Below are 25,334 nucleotides of genomic sequence, written 5' to 3' on the forward strand. Positions count from 1 at the left end.
GATCACGCGTCTTCGAGGCGGACGAGGACGAGGTCGCCGGCGAGGGTGACAGGGGACATGTCCCCGGGGACATCCTTTGAAAGGATGACACAATCGCCGGCGGCCGCGGTGAGGCCGGCGATGGTGGTCTCGCCCGCGGCGACGTAGACGACCCAAGTCAGGCCGGGGCGCCGCTCGAGGGTCGTCGGCGCCTGCGAGCGCGCGAGGGCGTGGCGGACGCGGCCGCGGCGGGACATGACGTTGAAGTCGCGGGTGGGGCCGCCGGCGAGGGTGCAGGTCGCGCTGCGATCGCCGGAGAAGGCGTGGGCCGGGCCGCCGAGGCGCAGGTGCGCCGGGGCCTCGCCGTCGACGTGGAGGTCGAAGCCGGCGCCCGCGAGCACGAGGATGCTGCGATCGACGCCGGGGAAGTGCGAGAAGGTGCAGTCGGCGTCGACCTCGGCGACGCTGACCCGCCAGTCGAACTCGCTCGCGCCCTCGGGCCACACCGCCAGCTCGGTGGTCCAGCCGCCGTCGTTCTTCCATCGCACGCGCCGCTGCGCCGCGCGAGGGACGAGGACGATGCCGGGGTGCGGGGTCGGGTCGCTCACGCCGGCAGGGTATCACGAGGCTGAGAAGGCTCGTATCGGGTGGCTGGGGGGGTTCTGCAGGCGAAAAGGCGGGGCCGATCGCGAGGCGGCGGCGCGAGTCGACGACCCGGACGCGCAGCAGCGCCGGCGCGCGGCGTCAAGAGGGAGCGGCGCGCGTGCAGATCCCCGACCGCCGGGGACACATGATTGCGCGGAGCGGGCGCCGGAGCGCGGCGGCGGACTCGCCATATTGCCGCTCGCCGCAGGGAGGCGCGGCGGTGCGGCCGCCGGGTGGTGCCATTGCGCCGCGATTGCGGGGAGACGGACAAATGGCGGTTGCCGCGCGCTGCCTCGCCGCGCCTATCATCGCACTCGACATGACACGATGCCTCGCAATCGCGACGGTCGTCCTCGGTGTCGTCGCGCCGGCGTGCAAACCCGAGAGGACCGCGACCGTGACGCCCACCCCTTCAGCGCCCGCGAGCGAGCCGGCGGCCGCGGCGGGGCCGCTCGGGACGGCGGAGCCGCGGGTGCGCCTGTTCGCGGAGATCTGGGACAAGACCGCGCGGCGCGAGGCGTTCTCGCCGGTCAAGAATCAGCGGCTCGCGCTCGACGTGCGCGGCGGCATGGAGACGTTCGCGGCCACGATCGTCGACAACGAGCTCGGTCACACGATCGGCATGCCGACCGGCGGCTTCAGCAACACGCGGGAGTGGTCGGAGGTGCTCCGGACGCCCGGCACGGAGGGCGAGCTGGCCGAGGCGCTGCGGCGGATCGATCGCTTCGTGCGCGGGCTGTGAGATGTCCTTTCGGACATGTTTGTGAATCGCGGCGCGGTGACCGTACGGCGCCGCGATTCACGGCACTTCCATGCGCTCGAAGTGGCGCGGGATCACCACCCGGGTCGCCGGCGCGCAGCGCTTGACCTCGGCGACGAAGGCCTGCAGGTCGTCGTCGGCGGGCTCGTCGACGGGCGGGGCCTGCCAGTCGTCGAAGTGGTTGGTGTAGACGAGCGGGGGCTGGCCCAGCGCGCGCATGAGGCGACAGGTGTAGTCGTCGACCTTCTCGCGCAGGCCGGTGGCGATCACTGCGATGTCGGGGCGCAGCCCGGTGACCTCGGCCTCGATGAAGTTGGCGGTGCCGAGGAACAGGACGCGGCGGCCGGCGACCTCGACGAGATAGGCGAAGGTCCCGCCCTCGGCGTAGTCGGCGAAGCGCATCGGCAGCTGCGGCTGCGCGGCGATCTCGCCGCCGAGGTGTTCGTCGCCGATCTTCGAGTGGAGGCTCGGCACGACCTGCACCGACCAGCCGTCGCCGGCGATTTGCTCATGGCCGTGGACGGCGACGATCTTGCTGTCCGGCAGGCCGCTGGCGCGCGCGAGGCGGGCGGTGCTCTCGCTGCCGATGAGCTGCGCGCCGGTGGCGGCCGCGACCGCGGGGGCGTCGAGGACGTGGTCGACGTGGGAGTGGCCGACGACGATCGCATCGGCACGCTTTGGGGCATGGGCAGCGATGGCGGCGGGGTCGGGGACCAGCGGGCCGTCGAGGTCGGGCCGCGAGAAGTAGGGGTCGACCAGGATGGTGGTGGGGCCGGCGTCGAGCTGCCAGCCGGCGACGCCGAGGTAGGTCAGGGCGATCGGGACCCGCGAGGGCTCGGGGGCGGTCGAGGGGCGCGAGTCGTGGCCGCCGCTGCAGGCGACCAGCGTCAGGGCGAGGATCAGGGCACGCATGGGGCGCGTGTACGCGCAGCGGCGGGGCCTTGTTCCTCGGCGAGGATCAGCGCGCCACACTCGGCGCAGGCCGGCACCTCGCGGACGATGGACAGGACCGGGCCCATGCCGACCATGTACGACATCATCAGCGGCAGGCAGATGACATAGTCGGAGGCGAGGAACGGCGAGGCGGGCAGCAAGAATATCGGGATCAGGAAGTACAGGCGCCACCAGCGGCGCGCGGCGGCGGAGTTTTGATATTCGACCGCGACGTCGCGCTCGCAGCGGACGCAATGTTTTTAGAAGTGGAGCCGGCCATATGCGGGGAACGCTAGCACGGCGGCCCGGGGGGCGGACCCGGGTGCGGCGCCGGGACGCACCGCGGCCGCAAATGCAGCGGTGCCGGCGGGCGAGCGGCCCGAGGTCGCATGATTCGCGGCTGCGCTGACCAGGGAGTCGGTCGACGGGCGGCCGCGAGGGGATGGGCTCCGTGGCGGACGGCCTCGCGCAGGCGGGCGCCGACGCGCGCGAGGACATGTGAGCTCGCGCAAGCGACGAAGCGTGCGACCGCTGCGACGGCGCGATTCGGCCGGCATCTCGGTAGCGAGACGACCCAAATGCCCACGATTTTCAGCTCCACCGTCCTCCGCACCTCGACCCTCGCCGCGCTGCTGCTCGCGCCCGCCTGTGGCGAACCGGACGACTCGACCACCGGCTCCACCGAGGAGAGCGAGACGGGCGGCGACCCGAGCGGCGACCCGAGCGGGAGCCCGACCGGCAATCCGAGCGGTGACACCAGCGGCGACACCAACGACACCAACGGCACCAGCGGCACGCCGACCACGACCGGCGGCGAGGCCTGCTACGGCGACTTCTCGCTCGGCTCCGTGCCGTTCTCCGGCGACCCCACCCTCGGCCAGGCCTGCGACGACCCGGACGTGCCGAAGAACTGCGCCGACGGCACGTACATCAAGTTCGCCGACACCGGCGAGTGCATCTGCATCGCCGCCTGCTCGAGCGGCAACAAGCAGGTCGGCGAGACGTGCATCGACGGCACCAACTGGGTGTGCCAGGACGTCGAGGCGACCAACGCCGGCATGAACGGCGGCAAGCTGTGCGTCAACTCCGAGTGGAACCTGTGCCAGAAGCAGTAGGTCCGGGCCCGGCCGGTCGCCGAGCCGCGTCGGCATGACATGTCGAATCGGACATGTCATGCCATTGGCCGGGAGCGGCCCGGGTCGCCCTCACGGCACGTTTCACGCGGGCTGATGCGAGCGGGCGCTCACGTCAGAGGCCAAGCGACCCGAGCGCCGCTCGCCTGGAGCCGCCATTCCGGCTCAAGCCGACCCGCACGTGCTGTCAGGCGGCAAAAACCGTGAATCGGGCGGCCCCGCTCGACCGCCCGAGCCGGGCCGCCGACGAGGTTCGTCGCCGTTTCGTCGCGCTGCGATCGCCGCCTCTCGCGGCCGCGCGGCGCGACGCGCTTCGGTTCGCGATCGCGGCGACGACGTGCGAATGACGGCAGCGGGGACGCGAGCCGCGACGCACCGCGACGACGGAAATGAGGGCACCCGGCGGGTGCTGTCATTGTTCGGCGCGGCGGCCGCGGCGCGCGAAGTGCTCGCTTCCGCGCCGCCTCGACGGACCGCTCCGACGGGGATCGCGCGAATCGCCGCGCGGCTCGAAAATTCTCCCGGCGAAAGGCCGGACGTCGGCGCAGGCCCGGCACCGATTATTAATATCGGGGTTTGTCCGATGTCCTTGAATCGGGGTCAACAGACGAATGCCGCGTGTGCGCGCCGCGGGGGGAATCGCGCCAGAAGACGCGGAATCCGTCGCCCGCCCGCGGCCTCGCGGCGTGGATCGGCGCACATCGTGACCTCGCTGTGGCCTGTGAGTCTCGTCTCTCGGGGGCGACCGACCCCGCAGATCCTGTGCGGTACCGTGGGGGTTGCATGCGCGATCGCGGTCATCGCGCGATCGCCGGACCCACAAGGATTACCCATGAGGAACAGCCGAATGACGACTCGAACCCTGAGCATTGGATTGAGCACCCTGTTGCTGGCGGCGTGCGGCGACGACGGCAACAACGTGACTGGCACCGCCACCGACGGCGGGAGCGCCTCCGAGGCGACGACGGACGACAGCGGGACGCCGACGACGACCCAGACGTCGCAAGCGTCGGCGACCGCGCCGACGACCACCGATTCGGCGGGCACGGACTCGGATTCGGGGGACTCGACCACCGCGGCGACCACCGACACCACCGCGGGCGTCACCGACACCGACGGCACCACCCTGCCGGACACGACGGGCACGCCGGACCCGGTGTGCGGCAACGGCGAGGTCGAGGGCGGCGAGGCGTGCGACGACGGCAACGACGTCGAGGGCGACGGCTGTGAGCCGAGCTGCGTGCCGACGCCGCAGTGCGGCAACGGCACGATCGAGCAGGGCGAGGTGTGCGACGACGGCAACACCGAGGACGGCGACGAGTGCAGCGCCGACTGCCAGACCGCCACGCCGGAGCCGGAGTGCGGCGACGGCACGGTCCAGGAGCCGGAGATGTGCGACGACGGCAACCAGGAGCCGGGCGACGGCTGCGAGCCCGACTGCACGCCGACGCCCCCGGAGTGCGGCAACGGCGTCGAGGAAGGCGACGAGCAGTGCGACGACGGCAACGACGTCGACGGCGGCCCCGGCGACTTCTGCAAGAACGACTGCACCCCGTTCTTCCCGGCCTCGTGCAACGCCCCGGCCGACTACGTCGTCTGCGACGACGCGCTGAACCTGGCCGACAAGGCCGACAAGACCCAGGCGCACAAGGCGATCGGCATCTGCAACGACAGCCCCGCCAACTCGATCCAGATCACCGACTGGAGCTTCAACGCGACCGACAACGCGTCGTGGCAGATCGCCAAGGGCTTCGGCTCCTACACGTACGATCACGACATGGACCCCGTCACGCCGAACAAGCTGCTCTACAGCCCGCGTGAAGGCGACACCATGCTGATCATCAGCACCGGCACGATCTCGGCGCCGAACGGCGACGGGATCGTCACCCAGCCGCCGAACTCGCAGTCCGGGTTCGTCGGCAGCAACCAAACCCCGACCTGCCCGACACGATGCCGGCGCCGATGGTGCCGATGAACGGCAGCGGCGGCATGCCGTTCCAGGACTGCGACGGCATCAACGACTGCTCGGACACGCTGCAGCACCAGTGGTTCGACATCGCCGACGCCGACCCGAACGACAAGCTGTGGTTCACGTTCAAGACCAAGGTCCCGGCCGGCACCTTCGGCTACACCTTCGACTTCGTGTTCTGCTCGGGCGAGTGGCCGACCTTCGTCGACACCTCGTTCAACGACCTCCTGGTCGCCTGGCAGGTCGACCCCACGCCGGCCAACCCCAACTCGAACCCGCCGGTCCAGCCCTACACCGGCAACGTCACGTTCATCCCCGACCCGAACGACCCGACCAAGGGCCTGCCGCTGACGATCACCGCGCTCGACCCGTACTACGACGGCCCGGGCTACACCTACGCCGAGCCGCAGCTGCAGGGCACCGGCTTCGAGCAGCACGCGTGCTCCGACTGGTTCACCGCCAAGGGCGGCGTCCAGCCCGGCGCCGACATCACGATCGGCTTCTTCATCACCGATATGGGCGACTCGTACTACACGAGCACCGCGCTCCTCGACAACTTCCGCTGGGACTGCGAAGGCTGCGTCCCGAGCGAGGTCGACGACTGCGGCGTCATGCCGCCGATGTGAGCCGTGAGACGGCGCCGCCGCGCGGCGCCTGAATCATGAGACGAGGCGAAAAGGACATGTCCACGAGGACATGTCCTTTTCGCCTTGTGACGATTCACAGCGCCGGGCCGGCGAGGGCGACGCGCTCCAGGCAGGCGGCGCGCGCCGCCGCGGCCGCCTCCGGCGCGACGTTGAGGAGGGCGACGCGCCGGTCGACGTCGACGCAGTGGCGGGTGGCGCTCCACAGCTCGGGGTCGTCGACGCGGGTGAGCGTCTCGAGGTCGGTCCACAGGCGCACGCTGCCGTCGTGGGAGGCGCTGACGATCCGTCGACCGCCCGGGTCCCAGTGGACGGTGTTGACGGTGGCGTCGTGGCCGCGCAGGACCAGCGGGTCGCCGGCGCCGTCGGCCGGCCAGACGCGCACGGTCCGATCTTTGGACGAGGTGGCGATCCAGCGGCCGTCGCGGGTCCACGCGCCGCGGGTGACGCCGCCGACGTGGCCGCGCAAGACCGCGAGCTCGGCCCCGCTGTCGGGGTCCCACAGCCGCGCGGTCATGTCCTCGGAGGTGGTGAGGATGCGCAGGCCGTCGGGGCTCCACGTGGCCGCCAACACCGACTCGTGATGGCCGCGCAGGACGAGCTGCAGGTCGCCGCGCTCGCTGCCCCACACGCGCGCGGCCTTGTCGAGCGAGGAGGTGAGGATCCGGGCGCCGTCGGGGCTCCACTCTGCCGTGTTGACGGCCTCGTCGTGGCGCAGCACGGCGAGCTCACGGCCGTCGGCGAGGTCCCAGAGCCGCGCGGTGCGGTCGCCCGAGGCGGTGGCGAGGCGCCGGCCGTCAGGGCTCCAGCCGACGCCGGCGAGCCAGTCGCCGTGGCCCTGTAGCACCCGCGGCTCGCGGCCGCCGAGGTCCCAGACGCGGGCGGTGGCGTCGGTGGAGGCGGTGGCGAGGCGGCGGCCGTCGGGGCTCCAGGCGAGGCCGTAGACCGCGCCGGCGTGGCCGCGCAGGACCCCGTCGGGGCCGTCGCGGGACGGATCCCACACGCGCACGCGGTCGTGCTCGGCGATGGCGACCCGGCCGTCGGGGCCGAACGCTGCGCCGTGCATGGACTCCCCCGGCGCGTGCACGGCCCGCGGCGGCGGTCGACCCTCGGGGCGCCACACGCGGGCGCTGCGGTCCCACGAACCGGCGAGGATCCGCCGGCCGTCGCGGCTCCACGCCAGGGAGTGGACGGCGCCCTCGTGACCGCGCAGCACCTGCGGCGGGCCGTCGCCGCCCCGCGGCCACACGCGGATGGTGGCGTCGTACGAGCCGGTGAGCACGCGCCGGCCGTCGCGGCTCCAGGCGACCGCCATGACGGGGCCGTCGTGCCCGGCGAGGCGCCGCGGCGGCGCTTCGGGCCGGGCGAGGTCGTGGATCTGCGCGGCGTCGTCGTTGCAACCGACGACGAGCGCGGCGCCGTCGGGGCTCCAGTCGAGGGCGTAGCAGCCGTGCTCCTCGACGAAGGTCGCCAGCGGCGCGCCGCCCTCGGCCGACCAGACGCGGGTGGTGGCGTCGTAGCCGGTGCTGGCGAGGCGCCGGCCGTCGGGGCTCCACGCGGCGAAGAGGACGGCGTCGGAGTGGCCGCGCAGGACGAGCGGTTCGCCGCCGCCGTCGACGGGCCACACGCGCACGGTGTGATCGAAGGAGGTGCTGACGAGGCGCCGGCCGTCGGGGCTGAAGGCGGCCGAGGTGACGGCGCGGTCGTGGCCGCGGAGCACCCGCGGCTCGCCGCCGTCGACGGGCCACAGGCGGACGGTGCGATCGGCGGAGGCGCTGACGAGGAGGCGGCCGTCGGGGCTGAAGCCGACGGTGCTGACCTTGGCGCGGTGGCCGGCGAACACGCGAGGCTCGCGGTCGTCGTGCCACAGGCGGACGAGGTGGTCCTCGCCGGCGGTGGCGACGCTGCGCTCGTCGGGGGCGAAGGCGGCGTGCTGGACGCGGGCGGGGTGGGGCAGGACGGTGACGTAAAGGCCGCCGTCGCGGGCGCGCAGGGCCAGGTCGGCCCACTCGCGCGGGAGGTCGGGCGGCTCGAGCTCGCGCACGAGGGCGAGGGCGGTGGTCGGGTCGCGGAGCTCGAGCTCGCGCGCGGCGGCCATGCGGGTGGCGTTGCGGGCCTGGCGGGCCTCGGCGTCGGCGCGGGCGGCCAGGGCCTCGGCGCGGGCGGTCTCGTCGTGGGCGCGCAGGGCCTCGGCGCGGGCCCGCAAGGCCAGCCAGGAGACGACCGCGGCGACGGCGACGAGCGCGGTGATGACGGCGAACAGGCGGCGCCGGCGGCGAGCCTCGGCGCGCCCGAGGCGGGCGACGACGGCGGCGAGGTACTGCTCCTCGTCGGCGCCGAGCGGCAGGCGGGCGGCGGCCTCGGGGGCGCGGCGGCGGCCTGACCACACGCGGGCCTCCTCGGCGGCGTCCTCGCGCCACAGGGTGCCCTCGGCGCGGCCGCTGGCGCGCCACTGCTGGGCGGCGGCGCGCAGTCGGGCCAGGAATGGGCGTCCTGCCGGCTCTCGTCGAGCCACTGGCGCAGCCGGGCCCAGCGCTCGACCAGCGACTCGTGGACCAGCTCGACGGTGGCGCCGTCGCGCTCGTCGCCGGCGCCGATCAGGAGGAGGCGCGCGGCCGCGAGGCGCTGCACGACCTGGACGGCGGCGTCGCCCCCGGGCGCGAGGGCGCGCAGCTCGGCGAGGCTGACGACGGCGCGCGTGCGCTCCGGGGTGACCAGGCGCAGCAGGATCGCGCGCGCGAGCTGCTGCTCGCGCGCCGCGAGGGTCGAGAGGACGGCGTCGGCGTGGGTGGAGAGCGCGCCGGCGACCCCGCCGAGGGCGTGGTAGCTGGCGCGGGTGAGCAGCCGGCGCGCACCGTCGCGCGTGTCCCACAGGCGGGCGGCCGTGGATTGCAGCAGCGGGAGCGGGCAGCGGGTGCTGGCCAGGGCGGCCAGCATCTCGTCGACGAGGTCGTCGCCCTCGAAGCGGTAGCCGGCCGCCTCGACCGGGCGCACGAGGGCGTCGCGCAGGGCGTCGGGGCCGAGCGGCGGGAGGAGGACGAGGCCGCGGGTGACCTCGCTGGTGAAGCGGCGGTCCTCGGCGACCCGGTCGAGGAAGTCGCTGCGGACGGCGAGGACGACCCGCACCGGGGAGGAGGCGTCGTCGGCGGCGCTCTCGAGGCAGGCGAGGAAGGCGGCCCGCTCGTCGGCGGCGGCGCCGAGGGTGTAGAGCTCCTCGAACTGGTCGACGAACAGGAGGAGATGGCCGCCGCCGGCGCGGCAGTGCGCGCGCAGGAGGGCGCCGGCGTGGCCGGGACGGTCGGGGAGCAAGGCGGCGAGGGCGTCGGCGTCGGGCGGAGGGGCGAGGTCGCGCGGGAGCGGGGCGCCTTCGCGCGGGGGCGAGGCGTCGGCGGGAAGCGTCGGCGCGGCTTGGCGCGGGGGCGAGGCGTGCTTGGCGGGCGTCGGCGCGGCTTGGCGCGGGGGCGAGGCGTCGGCGGGAAGCGTCGGCGCGCCTTCGCGCGGGGGCGAGGCGTCGGCGGCGGAGGGAGGCGCGAGAACGCGCGGGTGCCCGCTGCTCGCAGAGGCCGCGGGGGCGGTCCCGTGGGGCGACAGGACGGCGGGGTCCGGAACGGGCGCGAGCGCGCAGGGATGGAGCGCCGTGAGCGTCGGGGCGGTCGCCGGGGGCGCCGGCAGGCGCGACGGCGCGCGGCGAGGCTTCGGCGGCGCGCGGCCCCGGGGGCCGAAGCTGGGCGAGCACGTCGGCGAGGGCGAGCAGGGGGCGGCGGCCGGGGCGGAGGATGAAGGCGTCCCAGCGGGCGCCCGAGCGCTTGAGGGCGGGGATCAGGCCGGCGCGCACCAGCGAGGACTTGCCGGCGCCGGAGGGGCCGGCGATGACGACGAGCTGCTGCTGGCGCAGGCGGGCCAGGACGGCCGCGGTGTCGCGCTCGCGGCCGAAGAAGCGGGCGGCGGCGGCCTCCTGGAAGGCGGCCAGGCCGGCGAACGGGGCGGCGTCGCGGGCGGAGGGGGCGTCGTCGGTGACGAGGGCGACGAGGGCGCGCAGCAGGAGGTCGGCGGAGGCGAGCCGGCGCTCGGGGTCCTTGGCCAGGCAGGCGTCGACGAGGTCGGCGATCGGGCCGAGATCGGGGCGGGCGGCGGCGAGGCTCGGCATCGGCGCGGCCAGGTCGCGCACGCCGGCCAGGCGCGCCGCGGACAGGGGCGCGAGCGGGTGGGCGCCGGTGAGGATCTCGTGGAGGACGAGGCCGGCGGCCCAGAGGTCGGTGCGGGCGTCGACGGGGCGGCCGAGCCACTGCTCGGGCGACATGTACGCGGGCGTGCCGACGCACGCGCCGTCGAGGGTGGGGCCGTCGCCGGGGCCGGGGGCGCCGTCGGTCACCAGCCAGCTCGCCGCGTCGCCGGTCAGCCGCTTGGCGACCCCGAAGTCGAGCACCTTGACCTGGCCGGCGTCGCCGACGAGCACGTTCTCGGGCTTGAGGTCGCGGTGGACGATGCCCATCGCGTGGGCGCACGCGAGCGCGCGCACGACCGGCAGCAGGCGCTCGGCGGCCTGGCGCGGCGACAGCGGCTCGCGCTCGTCGAGCCAGGCCCGCAAGGTGCGGCCCTCCAGGTACTCGAGGACCATGTACGGGCAGCCCTGGACCTCGTCGACCTCGTAGACGCCGACGATGTGCTCGTGGCGGCAGCGCGCGGTGGCCCGCGCCTCGGCGAGGAACCGCCCGGCCCGCTCGCCGCCCCAGGCGTGCAGCAGCTTGATCGCGCACAGGCGGGCGAGCCGGGTGTCGCGGGCCAGGAACACCCGGCCCATGCCGCCGCGGCCGAGCTCGCGGATGATCTCGTAGTGCTTGAGCCAGCGACCTGGCCCGAGAGACAGCTCCGTGGCGGCCCCGGGCGCCGCCAGCGGCTGCGTCAGCGGGGCCGTCGCGCGCCCGAGCCCCGCGCCGGTGTCGCGGCCGCCCCGGTCCATCTACGGCTCGATGCGGTGGCGTCGCAGCAGGCGGTAGAGATAGGCGCGATCGATGCCGGCGGCGTCGGCGGCCCGCGCCACCTTGCCGTCGTGGAGGCGCAGCAGGCCGGCGAAGTAGCGCCGCTCGAAGTCGGCGAGGGCCCGCACGCGCTCGGCGGCGTAGGGCGCCGCGGGATCGACGACGAAGCCGTCGCCGCCGGCCTCGCCGGTCTCGGGCTCGGCCTGGCCGGGGCCGAGGACGATGCAGCGCTCGAGGTAGTTGCGGAGCTCGCGGACGTTGCCGGACCACACCGCGTGGCGCAGCCGGGCCAGGAAGGCGGGGTCGCGCAGCGGCTCGACCTGCGCCGGCGAGGCGTGCAGGGAGGCGAGGATCTCGTCGACCAGGGCCGGGATGTCCTCGGGCCGCTGGCGCAGCGGCGGCATGCGGATGGTGACGACGGCGAGGCGGAAGTAGAGGTCGGCGCGGAACTTGCCGAGGTTGACCTCGGTCCGCAGGTCGCGGTTGGTGGCGGCGACGAGGCGCACGTCGACCGGGCGGTGCGCGTTGGAGCCGACGCGCCGGACCTCGCGGGCCTCGAGCGCGCGCAGCAGCTTGGGCTGGAGGTCGAGCGGAGCTCGCCGATCTCGTCGAGGAAGAGGGTGCCGCCCGAGGCCTCCTCGAAGGCGCCGATCCGCCGCTCGGTGGCGCCGGTGAAGGCGCCCTTCTCGTGGCCGAACAGCTCGCTCTCCAGCAGGTTGCCGTGGATCGCCCCGCAGTCGACGACGACGAACGGGCCGTCGGCGCGCGCGCCCTCGCGGTGGACCGAGCGCGCGGCCTGGCTCTTGCCGGTGCCGGTCTCGCCCTCGAGCAGCACCGTGGCGTTGCTCTCGGCCGCGCGCGCGAGCATGGCGAAGGTGGCCCGCATCGGCGCCGAGACCCCGGTGAGCGCGCCGAAGCGCGGCTCGCTGGCCAGCGGCAGGCGGTTGACCTCGGCCCCGAGGTCGAAGCGGAGCACCGTCTTGCCGAGGCGCAGGAGGCTGCCGGCGCGCAGGAACGCCTCGAGCACGTTGACGCCGTCGAGCACGGTGCCGTTGCGGCTCTTCAAGTCGCGCACGCGGGCGCCGGCCTCGTCGATCACGATCTCGCAGTGGAACCGCGAGACCGTCGGATCGTCGACGATGCAGTGGTTGCTGCGGTGGGAGCCGATCGAGCAGCGATCGGTCGCGGACTGCCAGGTCGCGCCGGTGGCCGGCCCCTCGACCACGGTGAGGCCGAAGCGCCGCACGCTGGCCCGGCCCGCCTGCGGCTCGGCGCAGGCGAGGGTCGCGGCCGCGGCGGCAGGCACCGGCTCCCGGCGGTCGTCGGTCGACATCCGCCTACGGATACAACCGTTCGCGCCGCCCGGCAACGGCCCCGGCCCGGACCGGACGTGCGAGGGCGAGGTGTCGCCGGCGCGCGCGAGCGGGTTCGCTCGCGGCGGACGCGGGCATCATATGGCCCTGGGGACATGTTGTGATTGCGCGCGGTCGAGCTCGCCGGCGGGGCGGTGCGGACAATCGCCGCGAGTCCTTTGGGGCATGTCCGAAGAGATAGGGGATCGATGCTGCCTCGGCAGGCGTCGGCGCGGGCGGGGCAGGGCGCGGGTGAATGTCCTTCAGAACATGTCTATCGGGTCATGCATGCAATGGCCGCAGAGCGAGGACATGCCGCGCTCGCGCGACATGTCCCCCGGGACATGCGTTCATTCGTCGGACGGGGCCGTGAAGTAGGCGATGTCGTGGAGCGCGGGCTCGCCGGCGATCTCCTGCACCTGGAAGCGGAACAGGCTGTAGTCGATGGGGTTGGTGCAGGGGCTGTCGGTGGGGTCGAGCCGCAGCGCGCACTCGCCGTAGCCGTCGTCGCCGATCGCCACGCAGTCGAAGCGGGTGCCCCAGTCGGAGGCGGGGGTGCCGGGGCCGGCCGGCGGGCTCGTGGTGTCGAAGTAGTCCATGGGGAAGAACCCCGAGTCATAGTTGAAGCCGGCCTCGACGCGGACGCTGAGGTCCTTGCCCTCGGGGTACTGGTCGGCGGTGGCCAGGTCGGGGCCGCGGAACACGACCTTCTCGTTGGCGCAGTCGATGGCGGCGCCGTAGCGCGGGGCGACGGCCACGTAGTCGTCGGCCGGGTACATCGTCTCGGCCGGGGTCGGGGCCACGTCGTGGCAGGCGTCGGCGAACGCTGGGTCGCCGGTGAAGGCGACGTCGAGCATGCAGGTGTCGCGCAGGGCCGCGGGACAGTCGCTGCACTCGGCCTCGGCGAGCTCGATGTCCTCGGGGTTCGGCGGGGGCGTGCTGACCGGCATCAGGGCGTAGGGGGCGTCGCGGTAGGTCTGGGGGCCGGTGTTCGCGGCGTAGACGAACAGCGACTGGTCCTGCGGGACGCGCCAGGCCTCGCTGAAGCTGCCGGGGCCGCGGTAGAGCGCCTCGAAGCCGACCGGCTGGGCCAGGAAGACGCCGCCGCCGAGGCCGATGTCGTTGCTGCGGTCGCCGTCGGCGTCGCCGAGCACGCCCTCGACCGCGCCCGCGCGCGCCGGCGCGAGCGCGACCTGGAGGTCGAGGTGGTCGGCGAACACGCGCACGCTCAGGCGGTCGCCGCCGGGCCAGTCGAGGAGGTAGCGGTCGCCCGCGAGCTGCAGGACGCCGCCGCCGACCGCGACGGGCACGCCGGGCTCGAGCAGCTCGACCTCGCCGTCGACGTACACCTCCACGGGCATGTCGGCGTGGAAGCTGACGCGCTGGTCGCCGATCCTGGCGGCCACGGCGGTGTTGTACGAGAGGCTCAAGTTGTCGCCCAGGGGGGCCTGGCGGGCCTGGATCTCGAGCGGGGCGCCCGCGGTCGCGCGCACGAGCACGAACTCGCCGCCGGCCTGGAAGTCGAACAGCAGGCCGTCGTGGCTGATGACGTGGACATCGCCCCAGGTGCCGCCGGGATCGCCGGGGGGCTGCGGGTCGTCGCACTCGTCGTCGTACTCCTCGCAGCGCTTCTTGAACTCGCGCTCGCCGAGGGTGACGACCAGCGGGTCGAACAAGGTGCCGAGGCCCCACGGGGCGTCCCAGCCGAACTCGCCGCCGACCTCGCCGAACACCGCGACGCAGAACTTGCAAGCGCCGGGGTCGACCGTGGCCTTGAGGCCGAGAGCGCCGAACGGGGCGACGTGCGGGCCGTAGAGGAAGCCGAGCATGAAGCCCACCTCGTCGACGAGGGTGAACTTGGACTCGAGCGCGAACTCCATGCCGGGGCCGGTCTCGAGCAGGTCGGCGTCGCCGGAGATCTGCGGCGCGAACTTGTGGTTCCAGCCGGTCTCGTCGTGGGTGAGCTGGAACGGGGCCGCGGCGGTGAACTTGCCGGCCCACTTGAAGGCCATGGCGAAGTCGATCCGCGGGCGCATGTGCAGGGTCACCGGGATCGGCGTCGGCAGGCCGCCGATGAAGAGGTCGCCGAGGTGCAGCGAGTCGGCGATCTCGGCCTTCACCGCGACCGAGGCCTCGATCGTCGGCGCGACGTCGATGTCGACGCGCAGGTCGCCGAACACGAGGCCGTCGATCGAGAACTTCTTGACGACGATGCCGGCGAACACCTCGGCCTCGCTGGCGGTCCCGGGCGAGGTGCCCTCGGCCAGCGGGATGGTGATCTTGACGCCGAGCTTGTCCTCCTCGTCGCCCATGAGCTCGTCGGCGGCGGCGCCCAGGGCGAGCGCTTGCTTGGTCGCGAAGATCCCGCCCGGCGCCGCGGGGACGGGGGTGATGGTGCCGATGCACTTGCCGACGCAGTGGGCGTCGGCGGTCGAGATGGCGACGTCGCGCACGCCGAAGTAGCCGCCGGCGATGGTCTCGTCGAGGCCGACCGGGTGGCCGTAGAGGGTGAGGGTGCTGCCGCTCTGGAACCGCTTGACGACCCGCAGCATGTAGCCGGCGCCGCCCTGGCCGACCACGACGTCGCCGGCCTGGATGTTGGGCAGGCCCTTCATGCTCGAGTAGCTGAGCACCAGCTGGCTCAGCGTCGGCGCCTCGGCCGGGGTGAGCTTGGCGGCGACGAAGTACGGGTGCTGCTCGGGGAAGCGGACGTCGGACGTGTAGTCGAGGTGGTTGGCGAGCACGGTGGTGCCGGCCCACAGCCGCCGGCCGCCCTCGGACACGACGAGCTCGGGCCGGTGCTCGCCGAGCTGGTCGAAGGTGTGCACCGGCAGGCCGTCGACCTTGATGTCGCTGGTGGTGACCGGACAGGGGCTGAGGACCTCGTCGACCTCGCCGTCGCCCTCGAAGTCGAGCTCGCAGGTGAGGTCGCCGGTGCCCTTGCCGGCGAGGATGTTCCAGCCGAAGTGGGTGACGAGCGGCGCGTCGCCCCAGCCGCGCTCGACGGTGTCGAAGGCCTCGACGGCGAGCCGCGGGACGTCGCCGCAGCCGGCCTCGCCGCCCTGGGTCGCGGCGATCAGGCGCTTCTCGGCCTCGTAGGTGCGCGGCGCGCTCAGGACCGGCAGCGGCTCGCCGAACGCGAGCGCGACGTGAAAGAAGCAGTCGGGCAGGCGCACCGCCAGGGTGGCTTCGCCGCCCTCGAGGCGCGCGGTGTGGACGTCGTAGGCCTGCGGCGGCTGCACCGGCACCAGCGATTGCATGGTGATGCCAGGGGTGGTGTACGCGGCCAGGGTGACGCGCGGGCCGTGGTCGGCGATGCAGCCCGGCGTGACGGCGAAGCTCAGCTCGACGAGGTCGCCGGGGCGAGCGAATTGCTCGAGGCCCTGGCTGACGGAGGTGGCGACGTCGGTGGTGCCGTCGCCGTGCTGGAAGCTGATCTTGACGCCGGTGAGGCACGATTCGAGCGGGGGCTCCCACAGCGACACGTTGCGGGGGGCGGCGGCCTCGGCCGCGGGCGGCTCGGCGGCCTCGCAGCCGTGAAGGCCGGCGAGACTCAAGGATGTGAGGAGCAGGTGACGTTTGCGCATGTTCGTTCCCAAGGTCCGGTCGGGGCGCAGGAGCGCGATCGGCCGGATGCGCGGCGCGAGTGCAGTCGCCGTGCCATGCGCCAGGCGAGCTCCTGCGGCCGTCCGGGCGCGCGGCGTGGCTCGCGAGGACACGCTCGGTCGCCGGAGTGGCCGGCGAGGACACTGCGCGGTCGCGGCCGCGCGCCGGGGCGGCGGGCCCGAGAACGCCGTTGATGTGGTCTTGGAGATGTGGTCTTGGAGACATGTCCTTGGAGTCATGAAGCGCGCGCGGTGCTGTCTCGCCGGGGCGCGGCGTGATATGCCGGTCGCATGAAGAGCTTCGACTTGAGGATGACGCTGCGCGAGGCGCAGGTGATGGGGGCGCTGCTGCGGGCCGCCGGGGTGGCTCCGCTGGCGCTCGCGGGCGCGTGCGCGGACCGACCGATCGGCGCGACCGAGGGCCAGGTGTCGGGGGTCGGCACGACCACCGCGGGCGACGAGACGAGCGCGGAGACGACGCCGGGCACGTCGCCCGGGCCGGTGACGGAGACGGTGCCGGGCACCGCGACGGAGGCGGAGCCGGGGACCGCGAGCGCGACGGAGCCGGGCACCGCGACGGAGACGGAGCCGGGCACCGCGACCGCGACGGGGCCGGGCACCGCGACGGAGACGGAGCCGGGCACCGCGAGCGCGACGACGGGAGAGATGACGGGCCCGGATCCCGACGAGACCACCGCGTGGAGCGACAGCGATCGCACCCCGGACTGCCCGATCGATTATTACGACACGGTCGAGTGCGTCGACCCGCCGGGCGACACGACGACCGGCGATTCGACGACCGGCGACGGCGAGAGCACCAGCGGCACGACGACCGGCGACACGACGACGGGCACGACCGGCGGCAGCGGGGCGTGCGAGGGGGTCGAGGTGCCGATCGCCAGCGATTGCGGGCTCTACGGCGTGCCGCTGACCGAGGTGTTCGAGCAGCGCGGGCAGTGCTGCGTGAAGGTGGCGTGGGAGGAGACGTGCTGCGGGCGGCCCTTCCTGGTCGAAGAGACAGCTCGCACGGCGCGCCCGCTCGCCCGCGCCGACTGGAGCTCGCCGGTCGCGCCCGCGCTGGCCGGGCTGACGGCGCGCGAGCGGGCGGCGCTGGCGGCCGAATGGGTGGAGGACGGCCTGGCCGAGCACGCGTCGGTGGCCGCGTTCGCCCGCTTCGCGCTGCAACTGCTGGCGCTCGGGGCCCCGGCTGCCCTGGTCGAGGCGGCGCAGCAGGCGATGGCCGACGAGATCGCGCACGCGCGGCTGTGCTTCGGGCTGGCCGCGGCCTACGGCGGCGCGCCGCAGGGGCCGTCGCCGCTGCCGCTGGCCGGGGCGCTGGCCGGGGTCGACGACCTGGTGGCGGTGACGGTGGCGACGCTGCGCGAGGGCTGCATCGGCGAGACGCTGGCCGCGCTGCAGGCCGAGGCGGCGCTGGCCAAGGCGCAGGACCCTGCGGTGCGCGAGGCGCTGGCGCAGATCGCCGCCGACGAGCTGCGCCACGCCGAGCTGGCCTGGCGCTTCGTCGCCTGGGCGCTGGAGCGCGGCGGGCCCGAGGTCCACGCGGCCTGCGCGGCGGCGCTGGCGGCGGCCGAGGCGAACGTCGGGAGGTCTTCGGGACATGTTGAAGAGGACATGTCCGAAAGGATGCTCGCGCACGGGCGCCTCGGGGCGGCCGGCCGCGCGGCGGTGGCCCGGCGGGCGATGGTCGCGGTCATCGGCCCGGCCGGCCGCGCGCTGCTGGCCCGTCACGCGCCGGCGGCCGCGGCGTGAGAGGTGAGGACATGCTCGGAGGAGCATGTCCTCAAGAACATGTGATGCGCCGCGCGGCGCCGGGGCGTTGAGCTGCCGCGGCTGGATCCCAGGCTGTCGGGGACCAGCCGAGTCTGCTTGCGCGAGGCCGGCGATCTCGACCGCCGCCTCCTCGAGGGGGGGCCGAAGTCGTCGACGAGCGCCTGCGCGCCACCTCGAGATCCGCGCGCTCTGCCGCCGGCCGTGGTCGCGCCTCGCAGCGCGAGCGCGGGACCGACGGCGTCGTGAACGTCGTTGCTCGCGTCGAGGGCGAGCGGTAAGGTGCTTCGCATGACGACGCACGGGCAGGTCGACGAACTCATCTGCCAGTTGTTCTCCCTCATTCAGGGTCTCGATGATCTTTATTTCGGCGCGACCCATGGTTTCGCCGGCCTGTCGAACCGTGTCCTGGAGTCCGTCGGGACATTCGGGGCCTTGACGGACAACGGCTTCTCGACGGCCTTGGGCCCGCCCACGTCCCTGAATGTCGGCTCGGCGGGCTCATCGGGCTACATCCTGGTCGATGGCGTCGACGAGGTGTCGTACGCCGCGATCGCAAGGATGAACTGCGGCGATGATTTGCAGGGACTCTACGTGTTTCAGAGCGGGACTGTCATGATCGACCCCAAGGGAGAAGCCATCCCCGCGCCCGCTCTCGGGACGAATATCCTCGGAGCGAGCCTGGACGTGATCATCGCGGCGTGGCGCGACGCCGTCGCTGCCGGCGACAGGGGCCAGGTTCTGCTGGTCCTCGCCCCGTCCTGACGGTCACACCAGGCCGAGCTCGGCGTCGGTGGCGTTGCGGCCGTACTTCTCGCGCGGGGGCATCGGCCGGCGCGACCAGTGCGGCTCGAACGCGACCGACGAGACGGTGCGCCCCTCGGGCAGGGCGCCGTTGCCCACGCCGCGCGAATAGTCGTAGTAGAGCTTGACGATCTCCTCGCGCGTGACCTGCTGCGCGGACGGGTGGGCGAGGCAGGCGGCTTGCCAGCGCCGGACCCGCGCGTACTTCGGCTCGTCCGGGAGCGCGAAGTTCTCATAGTACTCGACGAACCAGAAGCGCATGAACATGGGCGTGAAGACCGCCTCGGCCCAGCCGAATTCGTCGTGGAGAAAGGTGCGGTCGGGGCTGTAGCGGGCGAGGAAGGCGTCGATGCCGGCGTACTGCGCGAGCAGCCGGTCCCGCAGCGCCTCGCGCTTGCCCGGGTCCTGGTTCATCACGTAGCCGTAGCCGGCGTTGACGAAGTCGCTGCACAGGGCGGTCAGCATGTTCTCGACGGCGCGCGCGAACGGGTCGCTCGCGGCGACGCGCCGCTCGGGGAAGCGATCGTCGAGGTACTGCATCAAGACCAGGCTCTCGCGCAGGACGCCGCCGGTCTCGGTCTCGAGGATCGGCAAGCTGGTGCTGCCCGGCGTCTTGGCGAGGAGGGCGGGGTCACGCGGCTTCGTGACGTCGACGACCTCGAACTTCACCGCCCCGCCGAGGCCTTTGAGCGCGAGGAGGATCTCGAGGCGCTGGCTGAAGGGGCAGACGGGGATGTGATAGACGCGGAGCTCGCTCATCGCGCCCGAGCTTATCGGGATCGCCGGTCGGTGCCGAGCTCGCCGGCGCGGCGCGGCGCGGCGCACGGCACGGGTTTTCGTCCGGATCAGGTCGGTGCCCGCCTCGCGTGCGTCCCGCGGCTCGTTTCTGCTCGCCTTGCGCGTGGGCTCGCCGGCGACCACGGTTCTCTGCAATCGAGGCCGATCTTTGGCACCCTGACCGGCGAGCGAGGCAGACCACGATGAAGCGCCACTTCTCCATGATCCGCGAGTTTCACCTGGCCGACTGGTTCACGCTGGCGAACGCGTTCTGCGGCACCGGGGCCGTGTTCGCCGCGATGCGCTTCCTGCAGGACGGGCGCCCGCACGCGCTGCTGCAGGGCATGGCCCTGATCCCGCTGGCGTTCCTGTTCGACGCGCTGGACGGCCGGATCGCCCGCTGGCGGCAGAAGTCGTCGAGCATGGGCCGCGAGCTCGACTCGCTCGCCGACGTGATCTCGTTCGGCGTGGCCCCGGCCGCGCTGGCCTACGCCTGCGGCATGCAGGGCGGCTGGGACTGGGTCGTCCTGTCGTACTTCGTCTGCTGCGGCGTCAGCCGCCTGGCCCGCTACAACGTCACCGCGGAGTCGCTGTCCGGCGACGACGGCAAGGTGCGCTACTTCGAGGGCACGCCGATCCCGACCAGCCTCGTGCTGGTGGTGGTGCTGGCGCTGGCGGCCTGGAACGGCCGGCTCGGCGACTCGCTGTGGTTCGGCGCGATCGACCTCGGCTGGCAGCTGCACCCGCTGGTGCTGATGTTCGCGCTGTCGGGCTCGTTGATGATCAGCAAGACGCTGCACATCCCCAAGCCGTGACGGGTCACGCGTCGGCCAGCAGCGCGCGCAGGGACTGCTCGAGCGCGGCGATCCGGCGGGGGGCGCGGCCCTGGCCGTCGGGGAGGTTCTCGGCGCGACCGATAGCCCGCTGCCACAAGGCGCGCAGGTCGAGCTCGGGGGCGAGGGTCCAGCCGGGCTCCATGCGCAGCAGCGACAGGGCGTGGTAGCCCCAGATCCCGAGCACCGCGTCGGGGCCGAGGAACTCGCGCCAGGCGGCCTGGGTGGCCGCCAGCGGGGCGCCGGCGCGGATGTCGGCCTCGGGCAGGTCGAGGTTGAAGGTGACGCGCGGGGACAGGCGCTGGCGCGGGGCCAGCAAGGCGGTGAAGCGCTCGCCGGTGGCGACCCGCACGGCCCGCAGCTCGATGGCCTCGACGGGCGGAGCGTCCGGGGTGGCGTAGGGCCACGCGTTGGGCTCGACGTGCAGCAGGACCATGCGGCCCGCGACGGCCCGCAGCGGGGCGCGCGGATCGACGGTGGGCTTGGGCGCGCGCGGCGGCTTGTGCTGACGGTGGCGGTCGGCGCCGGCGCCGGTGGCGACGTAGGCGAGCTGCATCTCGACCATGCGCTCGAAGGCCGAGAGGATCGGTGTGTAGCGGCCCGGGGCGCGCTCGAGGCGCTCGAGCACGTGCGCGGTGGCCTCGATGGTCGAGAGGCAGTGATCGTCGGGCTCGCGGCGGATGCGGTAGTTGCTGGCGAAGTCGGGGCGGAAGAACAGCCGCGGGAGCGCGCGCAGCAGGGGGCTGCGGCCGACCAGCTTGCGCGCGTTGGCCCAGGTGCCGTCGACGACCACGAGGGTGTGCGGGGCGCGGGCGAGGGCGTCGACGTCGGTGGCGTCGGCCGAGGGGAACAGGAGGTGAGTGTCGGGCGCGGCGAGCAGCTCGGCGAGCGCGGGCTGGCGGTCGGGGTCGAGGGTGACGTGCAGCTGCGAGCCGGGCAGCGAGAGGTGGGCCATGCGGCAGGTGCTGACGCCGACCCGGGACTCGCGCGGGTGCTGCAAGAAGACGACGCGGGTGCGGCTGGGCACCGGCACGACGGCGCTGCACCAGCACACCTGCCGGGGGCGACGGCACCGCGGACAGTGTGCTCGGGGCTCCACGGCCGGTCGTCTACCACGAGGCGCGAGGCGCGGGGCGCGTGCTACCCTGGCGGCGTGGTGCGTCCTGAAGACGAGGGCGAGCAGGACCCCGAAGGGGGCGGCTCGGCCGCGTCATGCTGCACCGTTCCAGCGGGTGAGAGTCCCGCCCGGGTAGGCGCCGGAGCGCCCGGTAGCAGGCCCCAGGCGCGAGGAGAGATTCTCGCGGCCCGAGCGGGGCGTCAAAAGCCTCTACGGAGGGAGCAAGAACGCGGGCCGCAACATGAAGTGAAGCCTGCAGCCTCGACAGAGAAACAATGGAGGAGCCGAGCCGCTCATGTCACGGCGAAGGCCACGTCCACCGCGCAGTCATCCGGATCAGAAAGCGCGGTGGGTCCTCCCGGGGTACGGGGCGCAGCACGCGTTCAAGGAGCGATGCGGAACAGGAGAGGCCCGTCTGCACGGCCCGTGTCGGGGCGAGGCGACTCGTATAAGCCGAAGGCGAAGTCGAGCGCTGTGCAGCGGGAGTCCGAGGGGGCCGTAGTACCGGCGATGGCGGCGCAGAACAACGCCGCCGGAGGGAAGGGCCCCTGGGGTGGTCGTGTCGGAGAAGAAGGTAAGCGCGAGGGCATGGCCTGCAGGACAGGTCCCAACAACCCCACGCGGCGCAGGCCGCGTGACAAAGTGCGAGAACTTCGACGCCGACTGTGGGCCGCGGCCAAGCGGCATCCGGGTCGCCGCTTCCATGCGCTGTACGACCGCATCTTCAGGCGTGACGTCCTGAGGGAAGCATGGAGGCGGGTGAAGAGGAACAGGGGCTCGGCGGGCGTCGACAGACAGACGCTGGCCGAGGTGGAGGAGTACGGCGTCGATCGCTTCCTCGAAGAGATCGCCGACGAACTCAAGGGCGGGACGTACCGGCCGAGCGCGGTCATGCGGCGGTACATCCCGAAGGCGGACGGGAAGAAGCGGCCGCTGGGGATCCCGACCGTCCGGGACCGAGTGGTGCAGATGGCGGCGAAGCTGGTGCTGGAGCCGATCTTCGAGGCGGACTTCCTTCCGTGCTCGTACGGCTTCCGGCCGAAGCGCAGTGCGACGCAGGCGCTCGAGCGCTTGCGCGTGCTGGGAGCGCGCGGTGGGAACCACGTGCTCGACGCCGACATCCGCGACTACTTCGGCAGCATCGATCACGAGCGACTGATGAAGCTCGTGGCGATGCGAATCTCGGATCGCAGGGTCCTCAAGCTGGTGCGGCAGTGGCTCGAAGCCGGTGTGATGGAAGACAGCGAAGTGACGGCGATGCTCTCGGGGACACCCCAGGGCGGCGTCATCTCACCGCTGCTGTCGAACATCTACCTCGGCGTCCTCGACAAGCTGTGGCAGCGACGACACGCCCACCTGGGCGAGCTCGTGCGCTACTGCGACGACTTCGTGATCCTGTGCAGGACCGCGAAGGCGTGCGAGGAGGCCGAGGTCAGGGTCCGCGAGATCCTGCGACGGCTCAAGCTGGAGCTGCATCCCGAAAAGACGAGGCGCGTCGAGCTGAGCCGGGGACGGCAAGGCTTCGACTTCCTCGGCTGTCACCTGCGCAAGCGCATGTCCGGGCCGATCTGGGAGAAGGAGCATCGCAGGGTGTACTTCCTCCAGCGCTGGCCTTCGCAGCGCAGCATGACGCGGGTTCGGCACCGCGTGAAGGAGCTAACTGGCTCGAACCGCAACGGGGTCAAAGATGTCCGGGTGCTCATCCGCGACATCAACCCCGTGCTGCACGGCTGGGGTAACTACTTCCGCACCGGGAACGCCGCCGCGAAATTCAATCAGATCGACACGTACGTATGGCGCCGGCTCACGCACTTCATGGTGCGGCGCCATGGCCGACACCTGCGAGCCAACGACGTCGAAGGTTGGACAAGCGACTTCTTCCATGACCACGGGCTCCACCGACTACGTGGGACCGTGCAGTACCCGGAGGCCGCGTAATGCGACGGCCCGAGAGACCACCGGTAAGCCGTGTGCGGGAAATTCGCATGCACGGTTTGAACGGGGGTCTTGCCCAACTTCTCCGCCTCATGCGGAAAGGAAAGTAGGATCTACCAATGGCCGAGGAGGGGTTCTGCTGCGGTGCGTGTGCCCACCTGGCGGCGGTGGGCGAGGACGAGGAGGCGCCGGCAGGCCGTCGCTTCGCTTCGCGCTGGCCGAGGACAGGCGCCCGCGAGACGCGTGGGTGGTGTTCGGCGGCCGCGCGGTCGCGCTCGAGCGGGCCGTCACGGTCATAGGTCGCGCGCCCGGCTGCGACCTGGTGATCGAGGACGTGACGCTGTCGCGCCGGACTTGCTCGCTCAGCTTCGACGGCGCGGGTCATTGCATCGTCACCGATCTCGACAGCGCTTGCGGCGTGGTCGTGAACGGCCACAAGGTCACCCGCGCGGGGCTGCATGCGGGCGATCGCGTGTATGTGGGGAGCGTCGTGTTCGTGGTCGAGCCGCGGGCGGAGTGAGCGGGTAGATCGGCGGTTCTCTTGGCGGTATGATGCGCCGATGGCCATGCAGAGCGACCTGCTCGGGACGTGGATCGAGGATACGTACGATCCGGACGAGGACACCGAAGACCGCTACGACCGCATGATGGAGCTCCACGTGCTCGTGCTGAGCCGGGACGCGGCGGGGCAGAAGATCGCGCGCTACGGGCAGATCTACGCGTCAGACTACGGAACCGACGAGAAGTACGGCGAGGGGACGTTCCGCGCGACGAAGGACCGGGTGGTCGTCGAGCTGCCTGCTTTGAGCGATCGCAGCAATGCGGCGGGGATGGGCTACGAGAGCCGGCGCTGGCACGTGCGCGCGTGCACGCTCGAGTTCCGGCGGCTCGAGGAGGACGACGAGCACGTGCTGACGAGCCACCTGGACCCAGGTGCGCCGACGGTGCCCAAGGCGCGCTTCGTGCGAGTGACGGACCCGAGCTGCGAGCTCGCGCTGCTCGACGAGCTGGCGGTGTGCATCCGCGGCGGATAAGTGCGCGCGAGGCGGCGAATCGGCGCACCCGGTGGTGCGCGTGCTGACGCCGCAGTGCCGGGGTCTTGATTTTCGACCCGGCGAGCTCAATGGAGTCGAGGTCGGGCGAGCACGCGGCGGGTCGACGACCGTCGCGGCGCGCACCAGGGGAGCCCCTGTCGCGCCGCGCCGTCTCTCACGCGACCGAGCGGATGGTGCCGCCGTCGACGCGCAACACGGCGCCGCTCATGTACGCCGCGTGCTCGCTAGCCAGGAAGGTGACCGCGGCGGCGATCTCGTCGGGGTGGCCGAGGCGCCCGACGTCGTTCGGCACCATCTCGCGCACCAGCGTCGGCTCGATCTCCTCCCATGTGCTGCCCCAACCGCGCTGCTTGCCGATCTCGCGCAGGAACTGCTCGACCGCGGGCACGAGGATCGCCCCGGGCGCGACCACGTTCGAGGTGACGCCGGTGCCGGCGAGCGCACGCGCCAGCGACACGGCCAGGTTGTGGCGTGCCGCGAGCGCCGCCTGGTAGTCGGGCTGCATCGGCATCGGCTGGATCGCCAGGCCGCCGCCGATCGTGATCACGCGCCCCCAGCCCCGCTCGCGCATCGCGGGCACGAGCCGGTGGACCATGCGCACGCCCGAGATCACGTTGAGGTCGAGGCTCTGGGCCCACTGCGCCGGCGTGGTCTCGAACCAGCTCGCGTGGTGGTATGCGCCCGCGTTGTTGACCAGCACGTCGACCGGCCCCGCCGCCCTGGCGACCGCATCGGCGGCTTCGTCACTCGTCAGGTCGCCGAGCGCGACGGTCGCGCTGCCGCCGTCTACCCGGATCGCCGTCGCCACTGCCTCGGCGCGCCACGCGTCGCGCCCATGCACGACGACGTGAGCGCCTTCGCGGGCCATCATCTTCGCTATCGCCTCGCCGAGGCCCGAAGTGGAGCCGGTGACGAGCGCGCGCTTGCCAGAGAGGTTCGTGTTCATGGGTCACAGACTGAGGCTCGGGGCGCTTCGTGATAACAGAGACAAACCGCGCTGCATCATCACGATTTTTGCGATAATCG

The 25,334-nt window shown here is 73.0% G+C and carries 18 protein-coding genes and 3 pseudogenes; 10 read left to right on the plus strand and 11 right to left on the minus strand.

Annotated features, from left to right (window positions below):
• Nucleotides 1-2: 2 nt before the first annotated feature.
• A complete protein-coding gene (locus OV079_RS01360) occupies nt 3-587 on the minus strand; it encodes a HutD/Ves family protein (protein WP_267765774.1) in 585 nt (194 codons plus the stop codon).
• Between the two features lie 434 nt (nt 588-1,021).
• Here OV079_RS01360 and OV079_RS01365 point away from each other — a divergent pair, with 434 nt between their 5' ends.
• Nucleotides 1,022-1,366, plus strand: a complete 345-nt coding sequence (locus tag OV079_RS01365; protein WP_267765775.1) for a hypothetical protein — start codon at nt 1,022-1,024, stop codon at nt 1,364-1,366.
• A gap of 57 nt (nt 1,367-1,423) precedes the next feature.
• Here the strand turns inward: OV079_RS01365 and OV079_RS01370 are convergent, their stop codons facing one another.
• Both OV079_RS01370 and OV079_RS01375 read right to left on the minus strand, forming a co-directional pair.
• Nucleotides 1,424-2,296 carry an MBL fold metallo-hydrolase gene (locus OV079_RS01370; protein ID WP_267765776.1) on the minus strand — a complete coding sequence of 291 codons (873 nt, stop codon included), beginning with the start codon at nt 2,294-2,296 and terminating at the stop codon, nt 1,424-1,426.
• Complete coding sequence (locus OV079_RS01375; RefSeq protein ID WP_267765778.1) at nt 2,284-2,478, minus strand: hypothetical protein; 195 nt, start codon at nt 2,476-2,478, stop codon at nt 2,284-2,286. The genes OV079_RS01370 and OV079_RS01375 overlap by 13 nt, the downstream gene beginning before the upstream one ends.
• Nucleotides 2,479-2,895: 417 nt before the next feature.
• Between OV079_RS01375 and OV079_RS01380 the strand changes: the two genes are divergently transcribed.
• The 3 genes from OV079_RS01380 to OV079_RS01390 all read left to right on the plus strand — a co-directional run bounded on the left by OV079_RS01380 (nt 2,896) and on the right by OV079_RS01390 (nt 6,045).
• A complete protein-coding gene (locus tag OV079_RS01380) occupies nt 2,896-3,432 on the plus strand; it encodes a hypothetical protein (protein ID WP_267765779.1) in 537 nt (178 codons plus the stop codon).
• Between the two features lie 892 nt (nt 3,433-4,324).
• Nucleotides 4,325-5,425: a DUF4215 domain-containing protein gene (locus OV079_RS01385; protein ID WP_267765780.1), complete on the plus strand. Its 1,101-nt coding sequence runs from the start codon at nt 4,325-4,327 to the stop codon at nt 5,423-5,425.
• Nucleotides 5,401-6,045 carry a choice-of-anchor L domain-containing protein gene (locus tag OV079_RS01390; RefSeq protein WP_267765782.1) on the plus strand — a complete coding sequence of 215 codons (645 nt, stop codon included), beginning with the start codon at nt 5,401-5,403 and terminating at the stop codon, nt 6,043-6,045. The genes OV079_RS01385 and OV079_RS01390 overlap by 25 nt, the downstream gene beginning before the upstream one ends.
• 94 nt (nt 6,046-6,139) lie before the next feature.
• Here the strand turns inward: OV079_RS01390 and OV079_RS57045 are convergent, their stop codons facing one another.
• The 5 genes and pseudogenes from OV079_RS57045 to OV079_RS01405 all read right to left on the minus strand — a co-directional run bounded on the left by OV079_RS57045 (nt 6,140) and on the right by OV079_RS01405 (nt 15,981).
• Nucleotides 6,140-8,161, minus strand: coding sequence for a WD40 repeat domain-containing protein (locus OV079_RS57045; protein WP_420829489.1), 2,022 nt, complete (start codon nt 8,159-8,161; stop codon nt 6,140-6,142).
• A gap of 449 nt (nt 8,162-8,610) precedes the next feature.
• Nucleotides 8,611-9,372, minus strand: a pseudogene (locus OV079_RS57050) (nSTAND1 domain-containing NTPase); the annotation flags it as partial.
• A 397-nt stretch (nt 9,373-9,769) separates the two neighbouring features.
• A pseudogene (locus OV079_RS57055) lies at nt 9,770-11,023 on the minus strand (serine/threonine-protein kinase); the annotation flags it as partial.
• A pseudogene (locus OV079_RS57060) lies at nt 11,024-12,375 on the minus strand (sigma 54-interacting transcriptional regulator). It lies immediately after the preceding pseudogene.
• Between the two features lie 369 nt (nt 12,376-12,744).
• Nucleotides 12,745-15,981: a VWD domain-containing protein gene (locus OV079_RS01405; RefSeq protein WP_267765784.1), complete on the minus strand. Its 3,237-nt coding sequence runs from the start codon at nt 15,979-15,981 to the stop codon at nt 12,745-12,747.
• Nucleotides 15,982-16,290: 309 nt separating this feature from the next.
• Between OV079_RS01405 and OV079_RS01410 the strand changes: the two genes are divergently transcribed.
• Nucleotides 16,291-17,769: a ferritin-like domain-containing protein gene (locus tag OV079_RS01410; protein ID WP_267765786.1), complete on the plus strand. Its 1,479-nt coding sequence runs from the start codon at nt 16,291-16,293 to the stop codon at nt 17,767-17,769.
• 309 nt (nt 17,770-18,078) lie between these two features.
• Nucleotides 18,079-18,552, plus strand: coding sequence for a hypothetical protein (locus tag OV079_RS01415; protein ID WP_267765787.1), 474 nt, complete (start codon nt 18,079-18,081; stop codon nt 18,550-18,552).
• A 3-nt stretch (nt 18,553-18,555) separates the two neighbouring features.
• Here the strand turns inward: OV079_RS01415 and OV079_RS01420 are convergent, their stop codons facing one another.
• Complete coding sequence (locus tag OV079_RS01420) at nt 18,556-19,350, minus strand: glutathione S-transferase family protein (protein ID WP_267765788.1); 795 nt, start codon at nt 19,348-19,350, stop codon at nt 18,556-18,558.
• Between the two features lie 221 nt (nt 19,351-19,571).
• On the opposite strand from OV079_RS01420, the gene pssA reads away from it, so the two are divergent.
• The gene (pssA, locus tag OV079_RS01425; RefSeq protein ID WP_267765789.1) at nt 19,572-20,183 is read left to right on the plus strand and encodes a CDP-diacylglycerol--serine O-phosphatidyltransferase; all 612 of its coding nucleotides are present in this window, start codon (nt 19,572-19,574) and stop codon (nt 20,181-20,183) included.
• Between the two features lie 4 nt (nt 20,184-20,187).
• Here the strand turns inward: pssA and OV079_RS01430 are convergent, their stop codons facing one another.
• The gene (locus tag OV079_RS01430; RefSeq protein ID WP_267765790.1) at nt 20,188-21,300 is read right to left on the minus strand and encodes a tRNA-uridine aminocarboxypropyltransferase; all 1,113 of its coding nucleotides are present in this window, start codon (nt 21,298-21,300) and stop codon (nt 20,188-20,190) included.
• A gap of 606 nt (nt 21,301-21,906) precedes the next feature.
• Between OV079_RS01430 and ltrA the strand changes: the two genes are divergently transcribed.
• The 3 genes from ltrA (at nt 21,907) to OV079_RS01445 (ending at nt 24,287) form a co-directional block, all read left to right on the plus strand.
• Nucleotides 21,907-23,256 (plus strand): group II intron reverse transcriptase/maturase, encoded by a 1,350-nt coding sequence (ltrA, locus tag OV079_RS01435; RefSeq protein WP_267778429.1) that lies wholly within the window; start codon nt 21,907-21,909, stop codon nt 23,254-23,256.
• A 247-nt stretch (nt 23,257-23,503) separates the two neighbouring features.
• Nucleotides 23,504-23,773 (plus strand): FHA domain-containing protein, encoded by a 270-nt coding sequence (locus tag OV079_RS55470; protein WP_267765791.1) that lies wholly within the window; start codon nt 23,504-23,506, stop codon nt 23,771-23,773.
• 40 nt (nt 23,774-23,813) lie between these two features.
• On the plus strand, nt 23,814-24,287 hold the full coding sequence (locus OV079_RS01445) for a hypothetical protein (protein ID WP_267765792.1): 474 nt from the start codon (nt 23,814-23,816) through the stop codon (nt 24,285-24,287).
• A gap of 175 nt (nt 24,288-24,462) precedes the next feature.
• Here OV079_RS01445 and OV079_RS01450 read toward each other — a convergent pair whose 3' ends face one another.
• The gene (locus OV079_RS01450) at nt 24,463-25,254 is read right to left on the minus strand and encodes an SDR family NAD(P)-dependent oxidoreductase (protein WP_267765793.1); all 792 of its coding nucleotides are present in this window, start codon (nt 25,252-25,254) and stop codon (nt 24,463-24,465) included.
• Between the last annotated feature and the right edge of the window lie 80 nt (nt 25,255-25,334).

Origin of the sequence: Nannocystis pusilla (assembly GCF_026626665.1) — a bacterium.
Lineage (GTDB): Bacteria > Myxococcota_A > Polyangia > Nannocystales > Nannocystaceae > Nannocystis > Nannocystis pusilla.

What these genes read in the sequence shown, in the direction of transcription:
- OV079_RS01370 (WP_267765776.1), bottom strand. Translation starts at nt 2,296, where the DNA reads ATGCGTGCCCTGATCCTCGCCCTGACGCTGGTCGCCTGCAGCGGCGGC.
- OV079_RS01380 (WP_267765779.1), top strand. Translation starts at nt 2,896, where the DNA reads ATGCCCACGATTTTCAGCTCCACCGTCCTCCGCACCTCGACCCTCGCC.
- OV079_RS01390 (WP_267765782.1), top strand. Translation starts at nt 5,401, where the DNA reads ATGCCGGCGCCGATGGTGCCGATGAACGGCAGCGGCGGCATGCCGTTC.
- OV079_RS57045 (WP_420829489.1), bottom strand. Translation starts at nt 8,161, where the DNA reads ATGGCCGCCGCGCGCGAGCTCGAGCTCCGCGACCCGACCACCGCCCTC.
- OV079_RS01405 (WP_267765784.1), bottom strand. Translation starts at nt 15,981, where the DNA reads ATGCGCAAACGTCACCTGCTCCTCACATCCTTGAGTCTCGCCGGCCTT.
- OV079_RS01410 (WP_267765786.1), top strand. Translation starts at nt 16,291, where the DNA reads ATGAAGAGCTTCGACTTGAGGATGACGCTGCGCGAGGCGCAGGTGATG.
- OV079_RS01415 (WP_267765787.1), top strand. Translation starts at nt 18,079, where the DNA reads ATGACGACGCACGGGCAGGTCGACGAACTCATCTGCCAGTTGTTCTCC.
- OV079_RS01420 (WP_267765788.1), bottom strand. Translation starts at nt 19,350, where the DNA reads ATGAGCGAGCTCCGCGTCTATCACATCCCCGTCTGCCCCTTCAGCCAG.
- pssA (WP_267765789.1), top strand. Translation starts at nt 19,572, where the DNA reads ATGAAGCGCCACTTCTCCATGATCCGCGAGTTTCACCTGGCCGACTGG.
- ltrA (WP_267778429.1), top strand. Translation starts at nt 21,907, where the DNA reads ATGGCCTGCAGGACAGGTCCCAACAACCCCACGCGGCGCAGGCCGCGT.
- OV079_RS01445 (WP_267765792.1), top strand. Translation starts at nt 23,814, where the DNA reads ATGGCCATGCAGAGCGACCTGCTCGGGACGTGGATCGAGGATACGTAC.
- OV079_RS01450 (WP_267765793.1), bottom strand. Translation starts at nt 25,254, where the DNA reads ATGAACACGAACCTCTCTGGCAAGCGCGCGCTCGTCACCGGCTCCACT.